We start from the raw sequence: 23,001 nt of genomic DNA, 5'->3' as shown, positions 1-23,001 counted from the left end.
TTGTTTGTTTTCATGCCATCAGATTGACGGTATTGCGAGATCGTTCAAGCCTAAATTGAGCAAAATTTGTCGATCATCAATCGATCGCTGATCTCGCTGTCAACAGCGCGCGGGTGAACGGTTACGAATGTGGCTAGGCGCAAGAAGCCCGCCGAGGAGGCGGGCTTTGTTGTGTTGGTTACAAGGGGCCGGGGAAGCTTACCCCAGCAGCGGCGCCAGCCACTTCTGGGTTTCTTCCACGCTCATGCTGGTGCGCGCTGCGTAATCTTCCACCTGATCCTGCTCGATGTCGGTGACACCAAAGTAGCGGGACTCGGGGTGGGCGAAATACCAGCCGGAGACCGCCGCCGTGGGGTACATGGCGAAGTTTTCGGTGATGTTCAAACCGATGTTCTCGGTCGGTTTGAGCAGATCCCACAACAGGCCCTTCTCGGTGTGATCCGGACAGGCGGGGTAGCCCGGCGCTGGACGAATGCCCTTGTATTTCTCTCGGATCATCGCCTCATTATCCAATTGCTCATCGGCCGCGTAGCCCCAGAACTCCTTGCGCACCCGCTCGTGCATCCGCTCGGCAAAGGCCTCCGCTAAGCGGTCGGCCAGGGCCTTGAGCATGATGGCGCTGTAATCATCGCCATCGGCCTCGAAACGCTCGACGTGCTCGTCGATGCCAATGCCGGCGGTGACGGCGAAGGCGCCCATGTAGTCGGCCTTGCCGGACGATTTGGGGGCGACAAAGTCGGACAGGGCGAAGTTGTCGTTGTCTATCCGCTCCACCTGCTGGCGCAGCATGTGCAGTTGAGTCAACTCTTCGCTACGAGACTCATCCTGGTAAATGGCGATGTCGTCATGGTTGTCCAGAGTATTGGCGGGAAATAAGCCGATCACCGCTCGGGCGGTGAGCCACTTCTCCTCAATGATGGATTTAAGCATCCGTTGGGCGTTGTCATACAGCTCTTGGGCTTCTTCGCCGACCGTGGTGTTTTTAAAGATCTGCGGGTATTTGCCCATTAGGCCCCAGCTGCGGAAAAACGGGGTCCAGTCGATGCGCTCCAGCAGATCGGTCAGCGGGTAATCATCAAACACCTGCACACCCAATTGGTTGGGGACTGCCGGGGTGTAATTGGCCCAGTCGATCTCGTTGCGGTTGGCGCGGGCTTTTTCCAACGGAATAAGGGTCTTGCGACGTCCCTGCTTTTCCCGCTTCTCTTTGAGGGCGGCGTACTCGTCGTAGTGTTGCTGGATAAAGGCATCACGCTCATCACTGAGCAGCTTGGCGACGACGGGCACGGTACGGGAGGCATCGGCCACATACAGGGCGCCGTGCTCGTAGTGCTCGAAGATCTTCACCGCGGTGTGGATCTTAGACGTTGTCGCACCACCGATGATGCAAGGGATCTCTAGCCCCGCTTTCTTGAACGCTTTGACGTTGTGGATCATCTCATCCAGTGATGGGGTAATGAGGCCGGACATGCCGATCACATCCACCTTCTCGGCCTTGGCGACTTCGATGATCTGTTCCACCGTGACCATGACGCCTAAATCGATCACCTCATAGCCGTTGCACTGCAGCACTACGCCGACGATGTTCTTGCCGATGTCGTGCACGTCGCCTTTGACCGTGGCCATCAGCACCTTGCCGTTGGAGCTGCCGACCACCTTTTCCGCTTCGATGTAGGGGTTGAGATAGGCCACTGCCTTCTTCATCACCCGGGCGGATTTCACCACCTGGGGCAGGAACATCTTACCGGCACCAAAGAGATCGCCGACGATGTTCATGCCGTCCATCAGTGGCCCTTCAATCACATTGAGGGGGCGATCGGCGGCCTGGCGGGCTTCCTCGGTGTCTTCCTCGATAAAGTCGGTAATGCCCTTGACCAGGGCGTGGGCCAGACGCTCGTTGACCGGCAGGCTGCGCCACTGGGCGTCTTTGGGATCCGCCTGAACCTTGCCACCACCGCGGTGATCTTCGGCAATTTCCAGCAAACGTTCGGTGCCATCGGATCGGCGATTGAGTACCACATCCTCGACCCGTTCCAGCAAGTCCTTGGGAATATCGTCGTAGATCGCCATCTGGCCAGCGTTGACGATCCCCATGGTCAGGCCGTTTTTAATGGCGTGATAGAGGAATACGGTGTGAATGGCTTCACGCACCGGGTTGTTGCCGCGGAAGGAAAACGAGACGTTGGAGACGCCGCCGGAGAGGCGGGCGTGGGGCAGGGTATCGCGGATGGTGCGACAGGCTTCGATAAAGTCCACCGCGTAGTTGTCGTGTTCTTCAATGCCGGTGGCGATGGCGAAGATATTGGGATCGAAGATGATGTCTTCCGGCGGGAAGCCACACTTCTCGGTCAGCACCTGGTAGGCACGGGTACAGATCTCCACCTTACGGGCGTAGGTGTCGGCTTGGCCCACTTCGTCGAAGGCCATCACCACGGCGGCGGCACCGTAACGGCGAATGAGTTTGCCCTGCTCGATGAAGATCTCTTCCCCTTCCTTCATCGAGATGGAGTTGACCACGCCCTTGCCCTGGATGCATTTCAGGCCCGCTTCGATCGCCTCCCACTTGGAGGAGTCGATCATGATCGGCACCTTGGAGATCTCCGGCTCCGACGCACACAGGTTGAGGAACTTCACCATGGAGGCCTTGGCATCCAGCATCCCCTCATCCATGTTGATGTCGATGATCTGGGCGCCGTTCTCCACCTGTTGGCGGGCCACTTCCAAGGCGGTATCGAAGTCCCCCTCTTTAATGAGGCGCAGGAATCGGGCGGAGCCGGTGACGTTGGTGCGCTCACCGACATTCAAAAATAGGCTGTCGGCGTCAAAGTTGCACGGCTCCAGGCCGGATAAGCGGGTCGCCACCGGAATGTCCGGGGTGGCGCGGGGCGGGTGGATCTCCACCGCGGCTTTGATCGCGGTGATGTGCTTGGGCGTGGTACCGCAGCAGCCACCGACCACGTTGAGCCAGCCATCTTTGGCCCACGTGCCTATGATCTCGGCCATCTCTTCGGGGGTCTCATCGTAGCCACCAAATTCGTTGGGCAGGCCGGCGTTGGGGTGGGCGGAGACGCCGCACTCACAGATCCGGTTAAGCTCGGCCATGTAGGGCACCAGCTCTTTAGGCCCCAGGGCACAGTTGAGGCCGATGGACACCGGCTGGATATGGCGCAGCGAGTTGTAGAAGGCCTCAGTGGTCTGGCCGGTCAGGGTGCGGCCGGAGGCATCGGTGATGGTGCCGGAGATCATCACCGGCCACTGTTGCCCGCGCTGATCAAACACCTGCATGATGGCAAACAGCGCCGCCTTGGCGTTGAGCGTATCAAACACCGTCTCCACCAGGATGATGTCTGAGCCGCCATCGAGCAGAGCCTCGACCGACTCGACATAGGCATCCTTGAGCTCATCAAAATAGATATTACGGAAGCCGGGATCGTTCACATCCGGTGAGATGGAGCAGGTGCGGTTGGTGGGCCCAAGAACACCGGCGACATAACGGGGAATGCCAGTTTTGGCGGCCACCTCATCACAGGCGGCACGGGCCAGTTTGGCGGACTCGAAGTTGATCTCTTTGGACAGAGATTGCATGTCGTAGTCGGCCATCGCCACCGTGGTGCTGTTGAAGGTGTTGGTTTCGACGATGTCGGCACCCGCTTCAAGATACTGGGTGTGGATGGTCTTGATGATCTCGGGCTGGGTCAAGGAGAGCAGATCGTTGTTGCCCTTGAGTGGCGACGGCCAATCGGCAAAGCGCTCGCCCCGGTAGTCTTCCTCTTCCAGCTTATAGGCCTGGATCATGGTGCCCATGGCGCCGTCGAGGATCAGAATGCGCTGTGCCAGCGCGTCGATCACGGCTTGCTTGACGGGGTGTGCTTGGGGGATCGAGGGGGTCGACATACTGCCACTTCCTTTCTTCTTGTGCTTACTTTGATGCTTCTGACGCCGGTGATTGCGGCGGAGTATCAAATGGCCTTTTATCCGTATAGACGGCCATACTACCTAAGCCAAACTGTGCTGCCAACCGCAAAAATGGCATAGATGGATAACGGGTACGGGGAGCCACAGTTTCGATGTGGTGAGGCTTCTTGCTAGTCTGCCAAACTTGAGCGCGCAATGATGCGGCGCCGCGACTGATGGAAAAATAAAGAAAACACTATGGAACGCCTTCTCTTTTCCACTCTGCTGCTGAGCGTGGCAGCGGCCCCGACGCTGGCCGTTGATGCCAGCCCCTACCCCCAAGTGAGGTTGCAGAATGAGCAGCTTCGATTGCAGGTGCATCTACCGGATCCCGAGCGCGGCGCCTACCGGGCGACCCGATTTGATCATGCCGGCTTGATCCACTCCCTGCGGTATCAGGGCGTCGAATATTTTGGTCCCTGGCAAGACGGGCCGCATGATCCCTACGCCCACGGCGCGGTGAACGGTCCGGTGGAATCGTTTTCTCCCTTGGGGCTGGAGGAGGGAGCAAGTTATGTGAAGATCGGGATCGGCGTGATCGCCCACCCAGAGGGGCCCTATCGATTCCGGGATACCCATGAGATCCTCGATGCCGGCGACTGGCAGGTGCGTCAGGGCGAGGATTGGATCACCATGGAGCAGTCGGTGCAGCAGCCCAGGTTTGCCAGCAAGGAAGGCAGCTACAGCGGCGGTTTTGGCTATCGCTATCGTAAGACGGTCCGCCTGACCGAACAGGGGTTTGTGTTAGAGCGGCAGTTGGAAAACACCGGCCTGCGCGGCATGGATACCGAGATGTTTAACCACAATTTCTTTGCCTTGGCCTCCACTGAGTTGGGGACGGCTTGGGTGGATGCACAATATCAACTGCAACTGGCGTTTGAGCCGCAAGTGGAAAAGGCCGAGCCGCGCTTGGCGCTGGAGGGCAAACAGGTGCAACTGCTCCAAGCCATCAGCAACGAACAGCGTCTGTTTGTGCCACTGGCGGGCCATGCTGGGGTGGCCGATCATCAGTTTACCGTCCACCACACGGGTTTGAACCGGGGGATCTCGGTGCAAGGCTCATTGCCTTTGTCCAAGTTGGTACTCTGGGCCAACGACAAAGCCATTTCGCCGGAGAATTTCGTGCGCATTCAATTGGCGGCGGGGGAGTCGCTAAGCTGGCACAATGAGTACCGTGTCTATTGATCCTGCGCTGCACTGTGATGTGCCGCTGGGGCTGGGCGATCCCCAGGCTCGATTGCGGGTGCACATCGGCAACCAGCCAGCGCTGCCGCCATTTGATCTGCCTGATGGCGTCATGCCACTGCTGCCCGGTGACATCGATGCGATAAACCGGGCCTGTGGTAACGGTTGGCGCAAGGTGTTTTCTGTCTACGCCAAGTTGCTCTATCAGCTGGAGCCGCAGCAATTTCCTCATCAAGCCAGTGCGCCCACCTGGCAGCAGTATCGGGATCAACACTTGTTGCAGCCCGGCAGCGACACCGCCTTGCTCTACTCCTTGCCAGATCTCAACGTAGAAGCGTCCCAATGGCAGATCGTCATGGGCCGCACCTATGGCAAGCACTGCGCCGAACGACTGGGCATTGCGCTGGATTGGCTCGATCCGGATTTTGCTGTGAATACGCGCCATCGGATCCTGGTTTGCCCCTATTTCGATTACCGCCAGCTGTCCAACATCAAGATCGAGCGACTGGCTCAATGGATGATGGATCTCGATTGAGCGTGGTGCTCGCCTCGTTGATGTGGATGACTAAGCCTGCTAGCGTGCACTCTCTGTGTACGACGCTTTCTGCATTGTGAGAGCGCGCCTTGTTTGTGGGATCATATGAATATCGATAAAGCGAAAAAACGGATTGCTAAGCAGGTTAAGAGGGGGTTCAAAGGCTACCCTCAGCTCACTTTGTCGTACTTTGGCAAAACCCCTGAGTGCGCCACCGAAGTGGTGGTTGAGTTGGTCCTCAGTGAGGGGGGGGACGCATTTGAGGAGCGCTTTGCGAGCGAAACGGACGCCAGAGAAAGCGAGGTGATTCAATCGACGCTGGTGAAGATCATCGAGCGAACCAATGCGAGTTCTGTTATCGAGGTGGCAGGCGTCGCGACGCGTTGAACGACCTCCTAAGGGGGGCTTGTGTTCAACCAACACGGCATGCCACCGCCCCTGCCTAGGGAGAGAGCGTAACCTCCTAGCCGGACATTGAAGGTGCAGTGAACGACGACTTCTCTGCACGGAGCCTGACGGTGGGTGCATTGCTCGATCCCTTTGTCTCCTTATTCACCGACCATCCACGTGGCACCTTCGTTCGCTGCCCTCTTCCTCCGAGGGTGCGTTGCTGTCGTTATGTGGTGGTCTAATGAAACCCGAAGAAAGAAGTATTGGCCCGCTTGATGGCCGAGACAGGGGGAGGTAATCGGGCGTGAAGTAGCGCGATGAGGGCGCTGTGGGCTTTTATTGCCGCGGTGTTTGATCTGGATAAGCCTGCGTGGTTGATTTTATAAATCCCCTTTAACATGCTGTAACGAATGAGTTTTGTAGCTGTAGCTGTAGCTGTAGCTGTAGCGGCGCATGAGGCGGCGCAGGTAAATAAGGGAATATTTATGCTCTCCACTCCGACAAAGACAATCTTTCCTCTGTTGCTTTTCGCCAGTGTGGGCCTGACGGCGTGCGGTGGCTCAGACTCGAGCGGACCGAGTTGGGTGAAAGGTGAGTTTACCGATCACGCCGAACTGGCAGATCAATGCGCGAGCGACGGTTCGGGCTCGGCCTTAACGGAAAAGCTATGGATGCGCTCCTACAGTGATGATACCTACCTTTGGTACAGCGAGATCTTCGACCGCGATCCGGGGCCTTACGAGGTTATCGAGTATTTTGAATTGTTGAAAACGACCGCTTTGACACCAAGCGGCGCCCCGAAAGACCAGTTCCATTTCTCCATGTCAACTGAAGAATGGGACCAGCTGAGCCAGTCCGGCGCTTCCTATGGTTATGGTATGAACATCACCATCGCGCAGGGGCAGGGCATAACCCGCACAGTCACCATCACTTTCAGCGAGCCGGACTCGCCGGCCGCCGATGCTGATATTGCACGAGGCGCGCGTCTTATCAGCATTGACGGCGTTAATATCGCCAATGCCAACGATCAGGGCAGCATTGATATCCTCAATGCCGGGCTGTTCCCCTCTAAGGCGGGCAAGCAGACCGAGTTCGTCGTGCGGGATCTGGGCGCAGTGGCAGACCGAACCGTCACCTTGACGGCAACGACAGTGGTGGCTACGCCGGTCCAAAACACCCAGGTGCTGGACACTGACAGCGGTCGGGTCGGTTACCTGCAGTTTAACTCGTTCAACTCTCCGGCTGAGCGGGGTCTGTTTGATGCCTTCACCGAGTTGAGCGACGCACAGGTGGACGATCTGGTGATCGATCTGCGTTACAACGGCGGCGGGCTGGTCTGGCTGTCGAGTCAGTTGGCGTACATGATCGCCGGGCCGGAAGCGACCGAGGACAAAACCTACGAGCGAATGAGTTTTAACGACAAGTACCCCACTACCAACCCACTGACCGGTAAGATGCTGTCGCCAACGCCATTCTGGCCGACCACTATCGGGTTCGCACCTGAGATGCTGGTCAAAGGGCTGGATCTGCCAACCCTGTCACTGGAACGGGTCTTTATCCTGACCACGGCGGGCACCTGTTCTGCCAGCGAGGCGTTGATCAACGGGTTACGCGGTATCGATGTGGAAGTGATCCTGATCGGCGGCACGACGTGTGGCAAGCCCTATGGCTACAATCCGACCCCCAACTGTGACACCACCTACTTCACCATCCAGTTTGAAGGGATGAACCACAAAGGCTTTGGTGCCTACTCTGACGGCTTTGCCCCCAGTCCTAACCCGATGCTGCCTACCGATGTTCAAGGCTGCCGTGCCGGCGATGATCTGGGCCACGCACTGGGTGATGTGAATGAGGGAATGTTCAGCGCGGCACTGGCCTATCGTCAAACCGGAACCTGCCCGTTGGCGGTATCGGGCAAGGTGGCATCGCCAGCGGCTGCGGCTGTGCCCTTTGTTGACGAGGGCTTTATGCTGGAGGACACACGTCCGCAAAGCCAGGCTCGTGGCAACCGGATCCTCACCCGACCATAAAGGGGAAATGACATGCTAAAGCGCTGGTTATGTACCGCGACTCTCTGGGTGTGTTTGGCCGGGTGTGGCATTGGTAACGTGCCCGCTGATCCCGCGTCACCGGGAAACGGCCGGAGTGTCAGTGCTCAAGGGCAGCCGGCGCTCTTGTTGACCCCGGATGCGACGGCCTACGCCGAGCTTTCTGAAGCGATCGCTAGGCTTATGGAGATGAACCAGGTGATGCTGGCGGAAGACGCCTTTACCGAGACCAGTGTCCTGACGCTTGAGCGTAAGGCCCATACCGATCCTCAGGGGCGTCCGCTGATGGGACGCAGCCTGGAGAAGCCGGTGACGGTTGAGCTGCAGCGGCTGGCGGGGGAGTGCGTGATTGTCCATCTGGCGACCGGGCAACGGATCGCACTGCCGTCGGTTCGCTGCCAGGCACGGTGAGTTGTTGCACATAAAGCGGTTTAGAAGCCGGAGTCGGTCACGGTGCTGGCTCCTGTTTTTGCTCCTGTTTTGGCCGCTGTCATGACGAGGGCAATCATCGGCTCAGCGCCCTATATGGCGATCTAGATCTGTCCTACCTCGATGAAGGCACTTTGCCTTTTGTGGAAGGGGATGGTCATGGCTGCTTCGCTTATGCAACATGAGTGAGTGCTGCGTCTGGTGCATCATGACGATCCCACAATCGATTTTATGGCACCGTGTGAGTCGACACTCTGCAACACCCTTCAAATCGTGTGACACTGGCGACTCGATGAAAGAGAAAGTCCGGTACGGCCTGTCGACCGGGCTTTGTTGTGCTGGAGTGTTATGAGCTTTTCTGCTGCGATCTTTGATATGGATGGCCTGCTGCTGGATACCGAGCGGGTGTGCATGGGCATTTTTAAACAAGCCTGTGCGGCACAAGGGGTGCCTTTTTTGGAGTCGGTGTATTTGTCCATCATCGGTCGAAACGCGCAGGGGATAGAGCAGACCCTTCGTGCCGGTTATGGGCCCGAGTTGGATTATCCTGCCCTACATGAAGAGTGGCGCCAGCGCTATCATGCGGTCGTTGCGCATCAGGCCATTCCGGTTAAGGCAGGGGTGATCGAGTTGTTGTCATGGCTAAAGCAAAACGGCATTCCGACCGCCGTGGCGACCTCGACCGGCCGTGAGCTGGCGCTGCGTAAGCTGGCGCTGGCGGGGTTGGATGGCTATTTCGATCACGTCACCACGGGCTGCGAGGTGCGACAGGGCAAGCCGCACCCGGAGATCTACCTGCTGGCGGCCCAGCGTTTAGGGGTCGAGCCCAGTCGCTGTCTGGCGTTTGAAGATTCCAATAATGGCACCAAGGCGGCGGTGGCGGCGGGGATGATCACCTATCAGATCCCGGACTTGGTTGCGCCGTGCGCCGACACCCGGGCGCTGGGGCATTCGATCCTGCCCTCCATGCATCAGGTCAAAAGCCAGCTGGAGGCCTTGTCCGCTTAGTCTGTACAGGCCCACCTTCAATGCCCGATCAGCGTAGCGCTGGCCGGGCGTTTTTTTAACGTGGATAAACGGTTGATTGGAGTCAATGGTGAGCGGGCGTCGTTACTGCCTGATATTCTCAGCTATGACTTGCCTGTCCTAACGCTGCTCGGGCGCACGCGACTGTGGGTTTGCGAGTCGTCTTGCGCGATGGATCCCCCCTTTGCATATGGGTCTTTGTTACTCTTGCCAAAATAGCATCCGTTTCCCTATAAAAATTAGAGATTAAGACATGAAACTTGGCACTATTATGGCCGCTTCGGCGCTGCTCACGCTGCCTGCGTTGGCGGACGATTATCCCGGGGTGATCTTGAGCAATGACAGCGTCACCTTAGGCGTTCACCTGCCGGATCGGGAGCGGGGCGCCTACCGGGCAACACGTTTTGACCACGCCGGTTTGATCCACTCTGTCCGCTATCAAGGCCTGGAGTACTTCGGCCCCTGGCGCAATGCCGAGGACGATCCCAACAGCCATGAGTTTGTGAATGGCCCAGCCGATACCTTCAATGTGATGGGCTATGGCGAGAGCGATTCTTTTGTCCGTTTGGGCGTCGGTGTGCTGAACAAGCCGGCGGGTGAGACGGAATTTCGCTGGGATCACACCTATGAGATCGCCGACTTTGGCCAATGGCATCACCTGCAAAGCGAGGATGCGATCAGCTTCGAGCAGGTGCTGAATGGGCCTGATGGTTGGGCCTGGACCTATCGCAAGACGGTGCGTTTGCTCGAAGACGGTTTCCGCCTGGAGTACGAGCTGAACAACCGGGGCCAGCAGGCTATCGATCTGAGTCCGGAGTCCTACAATCACAACTTCTATGTGTTTGGCGATCACAGTGTCGATGACCAATACCGGGTGGAGATCCCGTACCCCATCCAACTGTCTGCCGAGCGCTGGGGCCAGCCTCAGGAACTGGATCCCCGGGTTCACCTAAGCAACGGCCCGGATGGCGGTCGGGTGACGCTCAGTGGGGCGATCGACGGCGATACTGCGATCTACCAGATCTTTGAAGGCAGCGAGTCGGTGTCCGATCATCAGATCACCGTGCGTCATATCAGCAAGGAAACCGGCGAGGAGCGTGGCATTCATCTGAGCATGGATCTGCCGATGAAGCAGTTGGTGGTGTGGACCAATGGCACGGCGCTGTCACCGGAGAATTTCATTAGCCTGGTGGTGCCGGCGGGCGAGCGTCGCCAATGGCAGGCGCAGTACCGCTTGTTTTAGCTCGGAGGCCCGGAGGATCGCCTCCGGGCATTTAGCTAATACATGGGCAACCGGGGAGCGCGGTGGTTGGCTAAAGCGCTTGACGGAACCAAGCGACGCCCCGCGCGGGCAGGGTGATGCCCAGGCTCATCTGCGGGTATACATCGCCAGCGGGCCAGTACTGCCGCCATATGAGCAGCCACACCGCATTGCTTGCCTCCTTGCCGACTCTTTCTCGGAGGAGGGGGCCCCCGGTAAAGCCCCAAGGGCTACTTCAGCAGTCGACGCCCTAACTGAGCCGCGATCTTCAATAACTGCTGGATCTGCGGGTTGTCCGACAAACTGAGATCATAAAACAGCGCCACATTGGCATGGTAGGAGCGGGCCATCTGCTCCAACTGCAGCTCCTGAAGTCGCCCCTGCTCCACGTAGACAGCGGCGTCCTGGCTGTTGAGCAAGGCCCAGCCGCGATGCGCAAGCATCCCCACCAAAAGATCGATATTGCTGATCACCTGTTGCTTACTCGAGATGTTCAGCAACTGCAGTGCCGTTTGCATCGAGTTCTCCACCACCCACTGCAATTCACTGCTTAAGGTGTTCAGCGACAGAAATTCTTGCTGGCACAGGGCCGAGTTTGGGTGAGCGTAGGCGCGAAAGTCGACCCCGCCTAGGTTGAGCATGCCCACGTGTTCCGAGGTGTAGCTGCCGCCTTTGGTGATCACCAGGGCCATCTGCGCCTGGTGCTGCTCCAGCGCCGCTGTGCTCTCATCCCGGTTGCGATGCAGATAGTGCACATTGAGGTAGGGCGCCTCATGGGCGATGGCTTGATCGAAGGCGAGCAGCAGCGCTTGCGGGGCCTGTGTGTCGTAGCAGAGGGTCAGCTCCGTTAGCTGGTGCTGCTGCGCCGAAATGGCGGCGCGCATGAATTCATGCGCCTGTTTGTACATCAGGTTGGCGCGCGGGTACAGATAGTGCGCCAACTCGGTGGCGACGGCTTTTTTGCCCTCGACAACAAACACCGGCGCGTTGAGCAGATCCTCCAGCGCCAGAATATGTTCTCTGACCGTGGTTCTGTCTTTGTTTAACTGGCGACCGGCACTGCTGTAGCTACCGCATTGGTATACCGCTTGGAAACAGGTGATTTGGTCCAGGGTGATCATAAGGGCAACGACTAATGAACGTGATACCCCATCATAATGCATGTGAATGAAAGTCGGGGTGGCGATAGTCTCAGCTTGAACCTTTTTTAATCGATGAGAGATCCCCATGAAACGTACTTTGATTGCCGTACTGCTTGGTTTTAGCTCAGGATCCGCACTGGCGGCCATGGACACTATTCCGGCGGCCGCTGAGGCGCAGGCCACCAAAGCCAACTGGACCTTACAACCCTACAATTACTGGACTTTTCGCAACGTCGGTATGCATCCGAGCGTGATGGTGCCCCGTGGTGGTGACATTGTGGCCATCCCAGAAGCGCTGGATCCGAAGATCGCCGAGCTGAAGTTTGACTACCAGGGCCAAAGCTACAGCGTTCGTGATGCCATGATCGGCGACGATACTGACGGCTACATCGTGATCCACAACGGTAAGATCCTGCACGAAGAGTACTTCGGTGACTTCACCGAAAAAGATCACCACCTGTGGGCCTCCAGCACTAAGTCCTTGGTCGGTCAGGCCTTGGGGATCCTGGTGGAGAAGGGCAAGGTGGATTTGAACGCCAAGGTGGAGACCTACATCGACGAGCTGAAAGATACCCATTTTGGTCAGCGTACCGTGCGCGAGGTGCTGAATATGGTCACCGCGCTGAACTACTCCGAAGACTACGTCAATATGACGCCGGGTGAGGTCAGCACCGAGTACTTCCGTCGTCTGGGCTTTATCCCGGCCTGGGATCTCAACGCCATCGATCCCACCAAGGACGATACCCCCCGCGGCTTGCTGGAGTTTGCCGGCAAGTTCACCCAGAACCCGGATCTGCAACCGTCGTACCAGTACGAGTATCACTCCCCCAATGTGGACGTGATCGGTTGGCTTATCAGCCGCGTCTCCGGCCAGCCACTACAGACCTTCATCGCGGACAACATTTGGAACAAGCTGGGTGTGGAACACGACGCCTTTATGATGGCGGACATGACCTATGTTGCTATCGCGACCGGTGGCATGAACACCACCTTGCGTGACTTTGCCCGTGTCGGCATGGCGATGGCCAACAACGGCAAGTACAACGGCGAGCAGGTTTTCTCCGAGGCTTGGGTGAAAGACACCTTTGCTCTGACCGATGAGGAAAAACTGCACACCGCTCGCAGCATCTACCGCAGTGATGAAAACAGCCCGGTGTTTGATGAGTGGCTGGAAGGTTACAAGAACTACCTTTGGGTGCACGACAGCGAAAAAGGCATCGGCACCTTCCGTGGTGTGTTCGGCCAGAACCTCTACATCAACCAGGACAAGAACCTGGTGATCGCCACCTTCTCCTCGGCCGCCAGCGCGTCCAACGCCGCACGGGTCACCAACCGTCCCCGCATGGCCTCCTATGAAGCCATCGCCGATAGCCTGAAGTAAGTCGACAGCGATCTGCCCACGCCGGAAGTGAATAACCTCCGGCTGTTCTTTGACCTAACAACAAGACACTTATCATGAAGCAACTGTGTATTCCGGTCTTGGCGGCCGTTTTTGCTGTGCCTGAGCCGCCGCAATGCGCTTCAATACTTCGAGGATATCTGCGTCCAATGACTGCACGACGATGGAACCACATCGGCAAGGCGATCTCCCTGTGCATCTTCAGTCCGATGGCCTTGGCGGCCATGAGTGGCGAGGCGATCGCACGTTATCCGATCCCGTTTTACGACCACTCTCTGTCCATTGAGGAACGCCTCGACGACATCAGCGCCCGTCTGAGTCCGGCGGAAAAGGGCCAGATGATCTCGATGAACAGCCGTGGGGTGCCACGGTTAGGATTGAAAAGCTTGGAGCCAGGCGTGGCCCAGCATGGCCTGAGCACCCCGCGCAGCAATGCAACGACTGTATTTCCTACCTCCATCGCCTGGGCGGCGACCTGGGAACCGAGGCTGATCCGCCAGGCTGGCGATGCCGTGTCCGATGAGATCCGTGCCCAGTATCACAACGGGCCGATGCAACGCAGTGGCCATCGTGGTCCGCTGCTGATGTACTCGCCCACCATCAATATGGCCCGGGATCCCCGCTGGGGGCGGACCCAGGAGGCCTACGGTGAGGATCCTGTGCTGGCGGGGGAGATCGTCACCGCCTATGTCCAGGGCCTGCAGGGGGAGCACCCCACTTATCTGAAATCCGCCACCGGGCCGAAACACTTCGTCGCCAACAACGAGGAGCACAACCGCTTTCATGGCGATGCGGTGATCTCTGAAAAACAGCTGCGTGAGTACTACTTCCCGGCCTATAAGCAGGCCGTGGAAGAGGGCAACGCCAAGATCGTCATGACCGCCTACAACGCCCTTAACGGCGAGCCGGCGGTGACCAACACGTGGCTGGTGCGCGATGTGCTGCGCGGCGAATGGGGCTTTGATGGCTTTGTGATCGGCGACTATGGCTCGGTAAGAATGCTGACCCATGGCTGGCAAGAGCGGGGCTTTAGCGGTCATGGGATCTACCCGGATGACGTGGCCTCCACCGCTGCGGTAATGAACGCCGACACCCTGGATTACGACAATACCCGGCTGTTTCGTAGCGAACTGATGACCGCCATCGAGCAGGAACAGGTGGCACAGGACAAGCTGGACCGGGCGTTTCGTAATGTAATGCGGGTGGCGCTGCAACTGGGGATCTACGATCCCGAGACGCTCTCGCCCTGGAAGGATCTGCCCTTCGAGACGCTGACCAGCTTCAAACCCCTGGCGTTGGAACTGGCGGAAAAGTCGATGGTGCTGCTGCAAAACGAGCCGGTGGAGGAGGCTCTGCTGTTGCCGCTGGATAAGAGCAAGCTCAAGAGCGTGGCGGTGATCGGCCCCAATGCCGATGTGCTCAACTACGGCACCTATTCAGGCACGGCCACCGAGCCGGTGACCGCTTTGCAGGGGATCCGTGACTATTTGGGGGAGGACGTTGAGGTGCTGTACGTGCCCTGGAGCCAAAATACGCAGACCCTGTCCTCCATCCCCATGGACAACATCATCCAGCTGGATGAGCAGGGGTTAGGGATCTGGCAAGCAAGCTACCATGACAACCGCTTTGCCATAGGCGAGCCGGTAGCCGAAAGCACGGTTGTCGATATTGATTTCCATTGGCGGCGCAATACGCCGGATCCGGTGCTGGACTCGCTGCGCTACTCGGTGACCTACCGCACCACCATCGTGCCGCCACAAAGCGGCACCTATACCCTGGGCGTCGATAACCTGGGGGCCGACGTCTCGCTGCTGGTGAATGGCGGCCCGGTACTGCGGGATCACGGCAGTCGTACCGAGCTGCGCAGCAGCCGCACCGAGGTCTACCTGGATGCGACGAAAAGCTACGAGATCAGCCTGGTGGCGATGCGCAGGGACAACACCCGGGAGCACACCCTGCGGTTCGGTTGGCAGTTGCCGCAACATGCGGACCAGTACGAGGGCAGCGAAGTGGCGGCCGCCAAGCAGGCCGATGCAGTGATCGCCCTGATGGGTCTGTCGGTGCACTATGAGCGCGAGTCCATTGACCGTAGCTTTGAGGGGCTGCCGGCGGAGCAGACCGAGATGCTGCAAGGCGTGCTTAAGGCCAATCCCAATACTGTGGTGGTTCTGCAGTCCGGCTCCTCCATTGAAAGCCCCTGGCTCAAGGACAACGCCCCGGCGATCCTGCAGTCTTGGTATCCTGGCGAGCAGGGGGGCAATGCCATCGCCCGTACCCTGTTTGGCGACAATAACCCGGGCGGCAAGCTGCCGCTGACCTATGTGCGTAGCTGGGACGATCTGCCGCCCTTTGGGGATTATGACCTCAGTAAAGGCCGCACCTACATGTATTTGGACAAAACACCCCTATGGGCATTCGGTCACGGTTTAAGTTACACCCAGTTCGACTTCGATAACCTGAAGCTTGGGAAATCGATTGTCAGTGCCGATGGCACCATTGAGCTGTCAGTGCGCGTCAGCAACAGCGGTGATCTCGATGGGGATGAGGTAGTGCAGGTGTATGTGGCGGACCGCTTTGAACGCAGCGAGCGACCCAAACAGCGACTCAAGGCGTTCGAGCGCATCAGTCTGGCTGCTGGAGCCAGCAAGACCTTGCGCTTTGCCATCGATGTTCAGGATCTTGCGTATTGGGATGAGGAAGCGGAGGGCTGGGCCTTAGGGGATCGCTATGAGATCCGGGTGGGCAATGCCTCGGATAAGATTCTGCTGACCGACACCCTTGAGATCGATTGATGCTTTCGGCCACCGGCGTAAGTCGGCGGCGGTGATCTGGCGGGAACACAGGCGATCGTCGCAATGGGTTCTGCCAGCGAGCTTAAGGGCGGCGCTTAGTGCGTTCGCCCTTTGCTGCTTATTGAGCCGAATCCGCTCCTGGCATTGTATACGAGGAAATCGGTGGTGATATCGAGCCCAGTGACAACGCAGAGCGGGCCCGGCGTTAGGGTGTTTGTGACAGCGATAGTCTGATCCGCCCATCGGCTGCCAGCACCATGCGCACGGTGAGTAGCAGACATGCGGTGACTGACAGGCTGAGCATGGCAAAGATCGCCAGCATGATCACCAACTGGTATTTAACGGCGATCATGGGATCGCTGCCGCTGAGGATCTGGCCGGTCATCATGCCGGGCAGGGTCACCAAGCCGGTGGCGGTCATGGTCGCGAGTATGGGGGCCTGCGCTTGCTGCATCGCGTGTTGTACGAAGGGACGGGCGGCGTAGCTTGGGGTGGCGCCGAGGGCGAGCGCGCCCTGATAGAGCTCAAACCGGTCTGTGAGTCCGCCAAACAATCGCTGCAAGGCGATGATGTTGCCGCTGAGGCTGTTGCCCAGCAGCATACCGGCCAGTGGGATCAGGTATTGGGCGTTGTATAGTGGGACCGGGCGCAGCAGGCCGAGCAGCAGGAGGGCTAGGATCGGCAACAGTCCGATCAGCAAGCCACCCAAGACTGCGGGATAGAGGTGACGCTGCGGGATCTTGGCGCTGGATAAGATGGAGCTGGCGCCGACGAAGATCATCACGATCAGCCAAAGGGTGTTGAGCAGGGCGCTGTCTCGCTCAAACACAAACTGCAGATAGAGGCCCACCAGCAGCAATTGCACCGTCATGCGCGCGACAGCGATCAGCATGTCTCGGCCCAACGCTAGGCGAAAGTGGGCATTGATCGCCAGCGGGATCAAGATCACCGTCATAAAGGCGGCCAATTGCCATCCACTTATCTCGATAATCGATTGCATTGCTCGGCTCAAATTTCCTCAAGTGGTGTGATTATACCTTTGATACTTCAGTAACAAAGCGATTATCCGGCTGGTAACGGGTCGAGACTTATAGCACTGTAGGAGGCGAATGGTATGGGGAGGCGGAGCATGGCCCAACGAGACGCAGAGAAACATAAGGCTCGGCAGCAGACACTCAAGACCGCGGTGAATGCCAAGGTATCGGCGGCGACGGCGCAGCGGGGCATTGTGATGGTGCTTACCGGCAACGGCAAGGGCAAGTCCACGGCGGGATTTGGCACGGTATTGCGGGCGGTGGGGCATGGACTCAACTGCCAAGTGGCGCAGTTTATTAAGGGGGAGTGGGCGTGTGGCGAGCGCAATGTGCTGGAGTCGCTTGGCGTGCCCTTTTATGTCATGAAAACCGGCTTTACCTGGGATACCCAAGATCGCGAGGCCGACACTCGGGCGGCACAAGCAGTGTGGGCGCAGATCAAGCCGGCGCTGGCGGATCCCACGGTGGATCTGGTGTTGTTGGATGAATTGACCTACATGCTCAGCTTTCATTATCTGGAGATCGATGAAGTGGTCGAGGCAATAGCCAAACGTCCCGTAGATCAGCACGTTATCGTGACCGGGCGGGCCTGCCACCGTAAGCTCACAGAGTTGGCGGATACCGTGTCGGAGATCGCCGCCGTCAAGCACGCCTTTGAGGCGGGTATCAAAGCGCAGGCTGGATTTGATTGGTAGTTCACGCGCGCGGGCTGGGTCACATTTATGGGGTTAGTTTGCGCTGGGGCTTTTTTTGTCCGAGCCAGTGTGACAAAGAGCGAAGTGGAGTCGTATCCTTTCCGGCATGAATGTAGAGAATTATCTGTACGAGCTGGATTACGCCATCTGGGAATACTGGTCACATCTGACTGGCGTCAGTCAGACCAACCCTCTGAATATTCTTCAGTATAAGTTGGTCAGGGTGTTAGAGCATCAGGGCGCGATAAGCTTGCAGGATCTGGGGCGGCAGTTTGATCTGACCAATGAGGCCGTGGTGGATTGGCTCGATGCGCTGACCCGTGATGGTTTTATCGATATTCAGCATGGCGTCGCATCCATTACCCCGGCGGGAGCACGTGCAGTCCGTCAGGATCGGGTAGTCTATCGCCAGATCGTACGGGAAATGTCCGGCCGCTTAGCCCCAAATGAACAACGGCAATTGACCGGTTTGCTGAAGAAGATGCTGGGCTAACGAACGATCCGAGAGCTCTCAGCCGCTGGGTTGATGAAGCATAAACGGCGCTCTGTAGGGGCTTCTGTGATGGCCTGTCTCAGCGTTTCGGCGCTGACGCCAAGCGCTTTGTTACGCTATCTTTTTTCTCGCCCATCAAGGGTGCAAGTCGTGCTAGAGCCATTGGCTCTCCCTCCATTTTTTGCCGAAACCCTCCGCCTGAAATACCCAATGAAGCAGCGGCCCCGTTGGTACTTGTTCTTTAGTTAGCCTTTCTAATAAAATGGCTGGCATGAAGATCGATCAATCCCTGATGGCGCTAGAGCGCTATATCAGCCGCCGCTGGCGAGAAGTGCCTGAAACCGCTTGTACCTCATTGAGCTATACCGAATACGATTATTTGGAAACGCTGGAGGAGGCGGGCTCGGTGCGTTTGTCTGATCTGGCGAAACGTATGCTGGTCAGCAAGCCAACGGCCAGCAATATGGTGGCACGGCTGCAGCGCAAGGGGTTGGTGGAACGCCAGCCGTGTCAGGAAGACGGTCGCGCCTTTTTGCTCTCCATCAGCGTTCAGGCCAAGGCGTTGTTGGCTCAGGATCGGACCATTTACGGGGATCTTATCTCCGAGTTGGTCGACGAAATGTCGCCGCAGGATCGCCAGCACTTGGCGCAGTTGCTGACTCGGATGGTGGCCAAGGCCAATCGCAGTCGCTAGGCTGGATCTTATAGGGCACGGGGTCGTGCCCTTTGCTTTAATTATGTAGTTAGCCCTGCTAACCAATGAGGTGTGTATGTCGGTTGAGCAAACCGAAAGGGTCGGTGATCGTAGCGTGAGCCGTCAATTTTGGCGCTATGTGTTGCCCACGGTGGCAGCCATGTTGGTCAGTGGGTTGTATCAGGTGATCGATGGGATCTTCATTGGTCGCTACGTCGGTGCAGACGGACTGGCGGGGATCAACCTGGCCTGGCCTATGATCGGAACCTTCTACGGCCTGGGCATGATGATCGGCGTGGGCAGCGGGGCCATCGCGTCCCTGTCCCGTGGCGAGGGCAAGCTGCGGTTGGCACGCCAGGCGCTGGGCAACGGCCTCAGCCTGCTGTTTGTGGTCGGGATCCCGGCGGGGATCTTGCTGATCTGGGGTGGCGAGCAGGCGCTGGCGTGGCAGGACGCCAGCGGTGAAGCCCTGCGTCATGCCAGCGACTATCTGCAGGTGTTTATCTATGTGGTGCCCATTGCGATGGGCAGCCTGGCACTGCCGTTTATGGTGCGCAACGATGAAGCGCCCAATCGAGCGACTTGGCTGATCGCCCTGGGAGCGCTATTGAATGTCGCCCTCGATGCGCTGTTTGTGGCGTATCTTGGCTGGGCCCTGGTGGGCGCGGCGGTGGCCACGGCGCTGGCGCAGAGCCTGGTGATGGCTCTGGGGATCGCCTATTTCTTCTCGACCAAGGTGCAGACGCGACTGCTCTGGCGGGATCTGCGCCCGCAATGGTCGCTGAGTCTGCGCACCTGCGGGATCGGCCTGTCCAGTCTGCTGATGTACGCCTATTTCAGCTTCATTATTGCTGTCCATAACTACCTGTTTATGCAATATGGCGATGCGGTCTTTGTGGGGGCATTTGCCATCGTTGGCTACACCGCGATGTTGTATTACCTGTTTGCCGAAGGGGTGGCGGCGGGGACACAGCCGTTGATCAGCTACCATTACGGCGCAGGTGAGATCGCGCGGATGAAGCGCTTTGTCAAACTGATGCTGTGGGTTGCTATGGGCTCAGGGGTGTTGGCTATGGCGGTGATTAACCTGTTTATTGAGCCGATCATCCTGATCTACAACAGCGAAGATCCGGCTTTGTTTGAAGCGACGAAACTGGGGATGCGACTGCATCTGGCCCTGCTGTGTCTCGATGGCTTGATCTTTTCCGTCGGGGTGGTGTTCCAGAGTCTGGGGATGGGCCGCAAGGCGACGTTTGTCACTATGGCCAATATGCTGATCCAACTGCCGTTTTTGTGGGTGCTGCCGAAATTGATGGGGATCAGCGGGATCTGGCTGTCGGTGCCCCTGTCCAATATGGCGCTGTCTCTGGTGGTGGCTTGGATGCTGTGGCGTGAGTGGAAAAAATTGGCAGCGCGGCAGGTAATTCCCTCGACCTAACCAGCCGACGTGGCTCCCAGTGGGGCCACGTCATGACTTTGGGGCTTGGCGCGGCTTAGCCGTTTTGTAGGCTGGCCAGTTGTTGTTGCAAACGGGCCACCTCGGCTTTGAGTACTCGGTTTTCCTGCTCGAGCTCCAGCAGCTTTAATTTGTCGTCTGCTACCACATCGGCGGTGGTGACCATCTCAACTTCGCCACTGAACAGGTGGGCATATCGGCTTTCCCGCTTGCCGGCTTCCCGCGGCAGTTGTACCACAAAGCCCTTTTCCGCCATCTGCTTGAGGACGGCTTCGGTTTCACTGACGTCGCGAAACTGGCATAGGCGGTTGGTACGCGAGCGCAGCTCGCCTGGGGTTTGTGGCCCCCGCAGCAACAGAACACAGACGATGCCACGCTCCTGCTCGGTCAATTGCAAACCACCAAAGGGGGTGTTGCAGAAGCGATGCTTATATTTGCTGGTGCGGCTACCGCCCTCTTCGCTGAGGAGACGTTTGTCGCGCAACTGATTGAGGGTGTGCTGCACCTCGCCTTCCGACAGAGAGAGGACGGGATCGCGGTTACTCTTTTGGTTACAAGCGCCTTTTAAAGCGTTTAAGGTCAGTGGGTACAGATCCGGTGTGGTGGTTTCTTTCTCCAACAGGCAACCGATCACGCGGGCTTCGTGTAGGTTGAGCTCTAGTTCCATTATGCAACTCCTTCAAGCGGGGGATGGATGCAGTATTTACCGCCGCCTGCGTCCCGGCAAGTCCCAGTCGAAGCGTTTGGCTAACCTTTGCCCAAGGAGGGAGTGGGACTATTGGCTGATCTTGCGATAGCCGGGATCGGCCAAGTCGGCGACATTGGTTGAGATGCTGGCCAGGGGGGGCAGGTGCTTGACCAGACAGTCGAGCAGCTGTTGGCTGATCTCCGCCTTGAGCGTACCGCTGCGGCCGGGCAGCAGTCGGACCTCCAGATGACAAAACAACTGGGCCGAGCCTGCCACCAGATAATGTCGGGTCGGATAGGCACGGATCTTGATATCGTCCGCGTGGAAATGCCCGGTATTGACCGAGGCGTGGTGCAAGGCTTCCAGCACCTCTGCGACATCAACGAACACCTCGAGCTCTTGGGCGTATTCAAAATTAAGGTGCGGCATGCTGGTTTCTCCGGCTCCGTTGCGCAAAGAGCGTATTATTTTTTTGATCTGCAGGCCATGATACCAGCGTTATTGGACGTTAAGATTTCTAGCCGTCCAAACTGGAAGTTGCTGCCATGACGCAGTATGCTTGTCCGGCTCGGAGTGTATCCTAACCCGGGTGTATATCGGAGAACCTCATGAAAAATAAGCTGATCGCTGTCACGGTGATGATCGCGCTGTGTGCACTTTATCGCATTTTACCGCATCCATTTAACTTCACCCCGGTGGCGGCAATGGGACTGTTTGCTGGCGCCATGTTCGACAGCAAGCGTTTGGCGTTGGTTGTGCCACTGATCGCCATGCTGTTGGGTGATCTGTTTATCGGCTTCCACCAGACCATGTTGTTTGTTTATCTGTCCACGGCGATCACCGCCGGGATCGGTATGTTACTGCGCAGCAAGCGCTCGGTGGGCACCATCGCCCTGGCGGGCTTGGCCAGCAGCGTCCAGTTCTTCTTTGTCACCAATACTGGCATGTGGGCCGTGACCAACTTCTACCCACACACCTGGGAAGGCTTGGTGCAATGCTGGATCATGGGTCTGCCGTTCATGCAGAACGATCTGGCCGGTACCTGGCTGTTCAGTGCCGTGCTGTTTGGTGGCTTTGCCCTAGCAACGCGCCACTTCCCGCAGCTGCAACGTTAAGGTCACGCGATGCCACGCAGAGTCAGTAAGGATAAACGGGAGTGGTGTTATCCCTTTATCTTTGAAACCGGCCCTAGCTGTGATTTTGAGATCCAGACCGACGAGTTGTGCTCGCTGGTGGGCAATGCGGTGGCGCATCTGGAGCGGGAGCTGGCGGGAGATCCCCTGCTGGTAGAGCTCAAGGGCGAACTGCAGCGCACGCAGGAGTTGGTGTTTCATCTCAACGGTTCAGTGCGCGGCCGGCTGGCGGTGTTTGAACCCGATCTGGACTGGATGAAGCAGCGCTACGATCACCATAATGCGTATGGTGAGGTGGCTGGATTCGTGTTGCCGACCGGTACGCCGGCGGTGATGGCATTGCACCTGTGTCGCAGCGGTGCCAAGAAGAGCATTCGACAGTTGGTGCGTTGTGAGCAGGCGGGACTCGAGATCGATCCCATCTTGCTGCGACTGGCCAACCTGTTAACTAACTATTTCTTCTGTCTGACGGTGCGGGTCAAAGCGCACTTGGGGTTGGAAGAGGTGCCCTTTGTCAGTAAGAGTTACTGACGTTTTTGCCCTTCGGGGTTGACTGGCCATCTGGCCATACATGGAAAGTACTCCAGGTATTATCGATGAATCCGGTGCAATTCCGGAACTGGCGCGCAACGGTATTTGGCCTTAGG

20 protein-coding genes are annotated in these 23,001 nt (G+C 57.9%); 15 read left to right on the top strand and 5 right to left on the bottom strand.

Annotated elements, in window-relative coordinates; translation table 11 throughout:
• Positions 1 to 198: 198 nt before the first annotated feature.
• Positions 199 to 3,894 carry a methionine synthase gene (gene metH, locus ABEA08_RS18225; protein WP_345336820.1) on the bottom strand — a complete coding sequence of 1,232 codons (3,696 nt, stop codon included), beginning with the start codon at positions 3,892 to 3,894 and terminating at the stop codon, positions 199 to 201.
• 258 nt (positions 3,895 to 4,152) lie between these two features.
• Here metH and ABEA08_RS18220 point away from each other — a divergent pair, with 258 nt between their 5' ends.
• From ABEA08_RS18220 to ABEA08_RS18190, 7 genes are all read left to right on the top strand, one after another.
• Complete coding sequence (locus ABEA08_RS18220) at positions 4,153 to 5,139, top strand: hypothetical protein (RefSeq protein WP_345336819.1); 987 nt, start codon at positions 4,153 to 4,155, stop codon at positions 5,137 to 5,139.
• On the top strand, positions 5,129 to 5,674 hold the full coding sequence (locus ABEA08_RS18215) for a DUF6942 family protein (protein WP_345336817.1): 546 nt from the start codon (positions 5,129 to 5,131) through the stop codon (positions 5,672 to 5,674). The genes ABEA08_RS18220 and ABEA08_RS18215 overlap by 11 nt, the downstream gene beginning before the upstream one ends.
• Positions 5,675 to 5,779: 105 nt before the next feature.
• On the top strand, positions 5,780 to 6,061 hold the full coding sequence (locus tag ABEA08_RS18210) for a hypothetical protein (RefSeq protein WP_345336816.1): 282 nt from the start codon (positions 5,780 to 5,782) through the stop codon (positions 6,059 to 6,061).
• A gap of 674 nt (positions 6,062 to 6,735) precedes the next feature.
• Positions 6,736 to 8,094: a S41 family peptidase gene (locus ABEA08_RS18205; RefSeq protein WP_345336815.1), complete on the top strand. Its 1,359-nt coding sequence runs from the start codon at positions 6,736 to 6,738 to the stop codon at positions 8,092 to 8,094.
• A gap of 12 nt (positions 8,095 to 8,106) precedes the next feature.
• Positions 8,107 to 8,523, top strand: coding sequence for a hypothetical protein (locus ABEA08_RS18200; protein ID WP_345336814.1), 417 nt, complete (start codon positions 8,107 to 8,109; stop codon positions 8,521 to 8,523).
• 366 nt (positions 8,524 to 8,889) lie between these two features.
• Entirely contained in the window at positions 8,890 to 9,549 is a 660-nt protein-coding gene (locus ABEA08_RS18195) for an HAD family hydrolase (protein WP_345336813.1), read from the top strand.
• A gap of 271 nt (positions 9,550 to 9,820) precedes the next feature.
• Complete coding sequence (locus ABEA08_RS18190; protein WP_345336812.1) at positions 9,821 to 10,810, top strand: hypothetical protein; 990 nt, start codon at positions 9,821 to 9,823, stop codon at positions 10,808 to 10,810.
• Between the two features lie 248 nt (positions 10,811 to 11,058).
• On the opposite strand, the gene ABEA08_RS18185 is transcribed toward ABEA08_RS18190, so the two are convergent.
• Entirely contained in the window at positions 11,059 to 11,949 is an 891-nt protein-coding gene (locus ABEA08_RS18185) for a LysR family transcriptional regulator (RefSeq protein ID WP_345336810.1), read from the bottom strand.
• 106 nt (positions 11,950 to 12,055) lie between these two features.
• On the opposite strand from ABEA08_RS18185, the gene ABEA08_RS18180 reads away from it, so the two are divergent.
• The gene (locus ABEA08_RS18180; protein ID WP_345336809.1) at positions 12,056 to 13,351 is read left to right on the top strand and encodes a serine hydrolase domain-containing protein; all 1,296 of its coding nucleotides are present in this window, start codon (positions 12,056 to 12,058) and stop codon (positions 13,349 to 13,351) included.
• Between the two features lie 167 nt (positions 13,352 to 13,518).
• Positions 13,519 to 16,161 carry a glycoside hydrolase family 3 C-terminal domain-containing protein gene (locus ABEA08_RS18175; protein ID WP_345336808.1) on the top strand — a complete coding sequence of 881 codons (2,643 nt, stop codon included), beginning with the start codon at positions 13,519 to 13,521 and terminating at the stop codon, positions 16,159 to 16,161.
• A gap of 205 nt (positions 16,162 to 16,366) precedes the next feature.
• Here the strand turns inward: ABEA08_RS18175 and ABEA08_RS18170 are convergent, their stop codons facing one another.
• Positions 16,367 to 17,161 (bottom strand): ABC transporter permease, encoded by a 795-nt coding sequence (locus ABEA08_RS18170; RefSeq protein WP_345336807.1) that lies wholly within the window; start codon positions 17,159 to 17,161, stop codon positions 16,367 to 16,369.
• 129 nt (positions 17,162 to 17,290) lie between these two features.
• Between ABEA08_RS18170 and cobO the strand changes: the two genes are divergently transcribed.
• The 4 genes from cobO to ABEA08_RS18150 all read left to right on the top strand — a co-directional run bounded on the left by cobO (position 17,291) and on the right by ABEA08_RS18150 (position 20,515).
• Positions 17,291 to 17,890: a cob(I)yrinic acid a,c-diamide adenosyltransferase gene (gene cobO, locus ABEA08_RS18165; RefSeq protein WP_345336806.1), complete on the top strand. Its 600-nt coding sequence runs from the start codon at positions 17,291 to 17,293 to the stop codon at positions 17,888 to 17,890.
• A gap of 106 nt (positions 17,891 to 17,996) precedes the next feature.
• A complete protein-coding gene (locus tag ABEA08_RS18160) occupies positions 17,997 to 18,383 on the top strand; it encodes a MarR family winged helix-turn-helix transcriptional regulator (RefSeq protein WP_345336805.1) in 387 nt (128 codons plus the stop codon).
• Between the two features lie 271 nt (positions 18,384 to 18,654).
• A complete protein-coding gene (locus ABEA08_RS18155) occupies positions 18,655 to 19,077 on the top strand; it encodes a MarR family winged helix-turn-helix transcriptional regulator (protein ID WP_345336804.1) in 423 nt (140 codons plus the stop codon).
• 76 nt (positions 19,078 to 19,153) lie between these two features.
• The gene (locus ABEA08_RS18150; RefSeq protein ID WP_345336803.1) at positions 19,154 to 20,515 is read left to right on the top strand and encodes an MATE family efflux transporter; all 1,362 of its coding nucleotides are present in this window, start codon (positions 19,154 to 19,156) and stop codon (positions 20,513 to 20,515) included.
• Positions 20,516 to 20,570: 55 nt separating this feature from the next.
• On the opposite strand, the gene ABEA08_RS18145 is transcribed toward ABEA08_RS18150, so the two are convergent.
• Positions 20,571 to 21,200, bottom strand: coding sequence for a YceH family protein (locus tag ABEA08_RS18145; protein WP_345336802.1), 630 nt, complete (start codon positions 21,198 to 21,200; stop codon positions 20,571 to 20,573).
• 108 nt (positions 21,201 to 21,308) lie between these two features.
• Positions 21,309 to 21,650, bottom strand: a complete 342-nt coding sequence (locus ABEA08_RS18140) for a 5-carboxymethyl-2-hydroxymuconate Delta-isomerase (protein WP_345336801.1) — start codon at positions 21,648 to 21,650, stop codon at positions 21,309 to 21,311.
• A gap of 179 nt (positions 21,651 to 21,829) precedes the next feature.
• On the opposite strand from ABEA08_RS18140, the gene ABEA08_RS18135 reads away from it, so the two are divergent.
• Positions 21,830 to 22,336, top strand: coding sequence for a DUF6580 family putative transport protein (locus ABEA08_RS18135; protein ID WP_345336800.1), 507 nt, complete (start codon positions 21,830 to 21,832; stop codon positions 22,334 to 22,336).
• Between the two features lie 9 nt (positions 22,337 to 22,345).
• Positions 22,346 to 22,885 (top strand): ATP--cob(I)alamin adenosyltransferase, encoded by a 540-nt coding sequence (locus ABEA08_RS18130; protein WP_345336799.1) that lies wholly within the window; start codon positions 22,346 to 22,348, stop codon positions 22,883 to 22,885.
• Positions 22,886 to 23,001 lie beyond the last annotated feature (116 nt).

Source organism: Ferrimonas pelagia (assembly GCF_039543565.1).
In the GTDB taxonomy this organism is placed as follows: Bacteria; Pseudomonadota; Gammaproteobacteria; order Enterobacterales; family Shewanellaceae; genus Ferrimonas; species Ferrimonas pelagia.
Note: the sequence above shows the minus strand (reverse complement) of the source record. Positions and strands in the feature narration are given on the sequence as shown.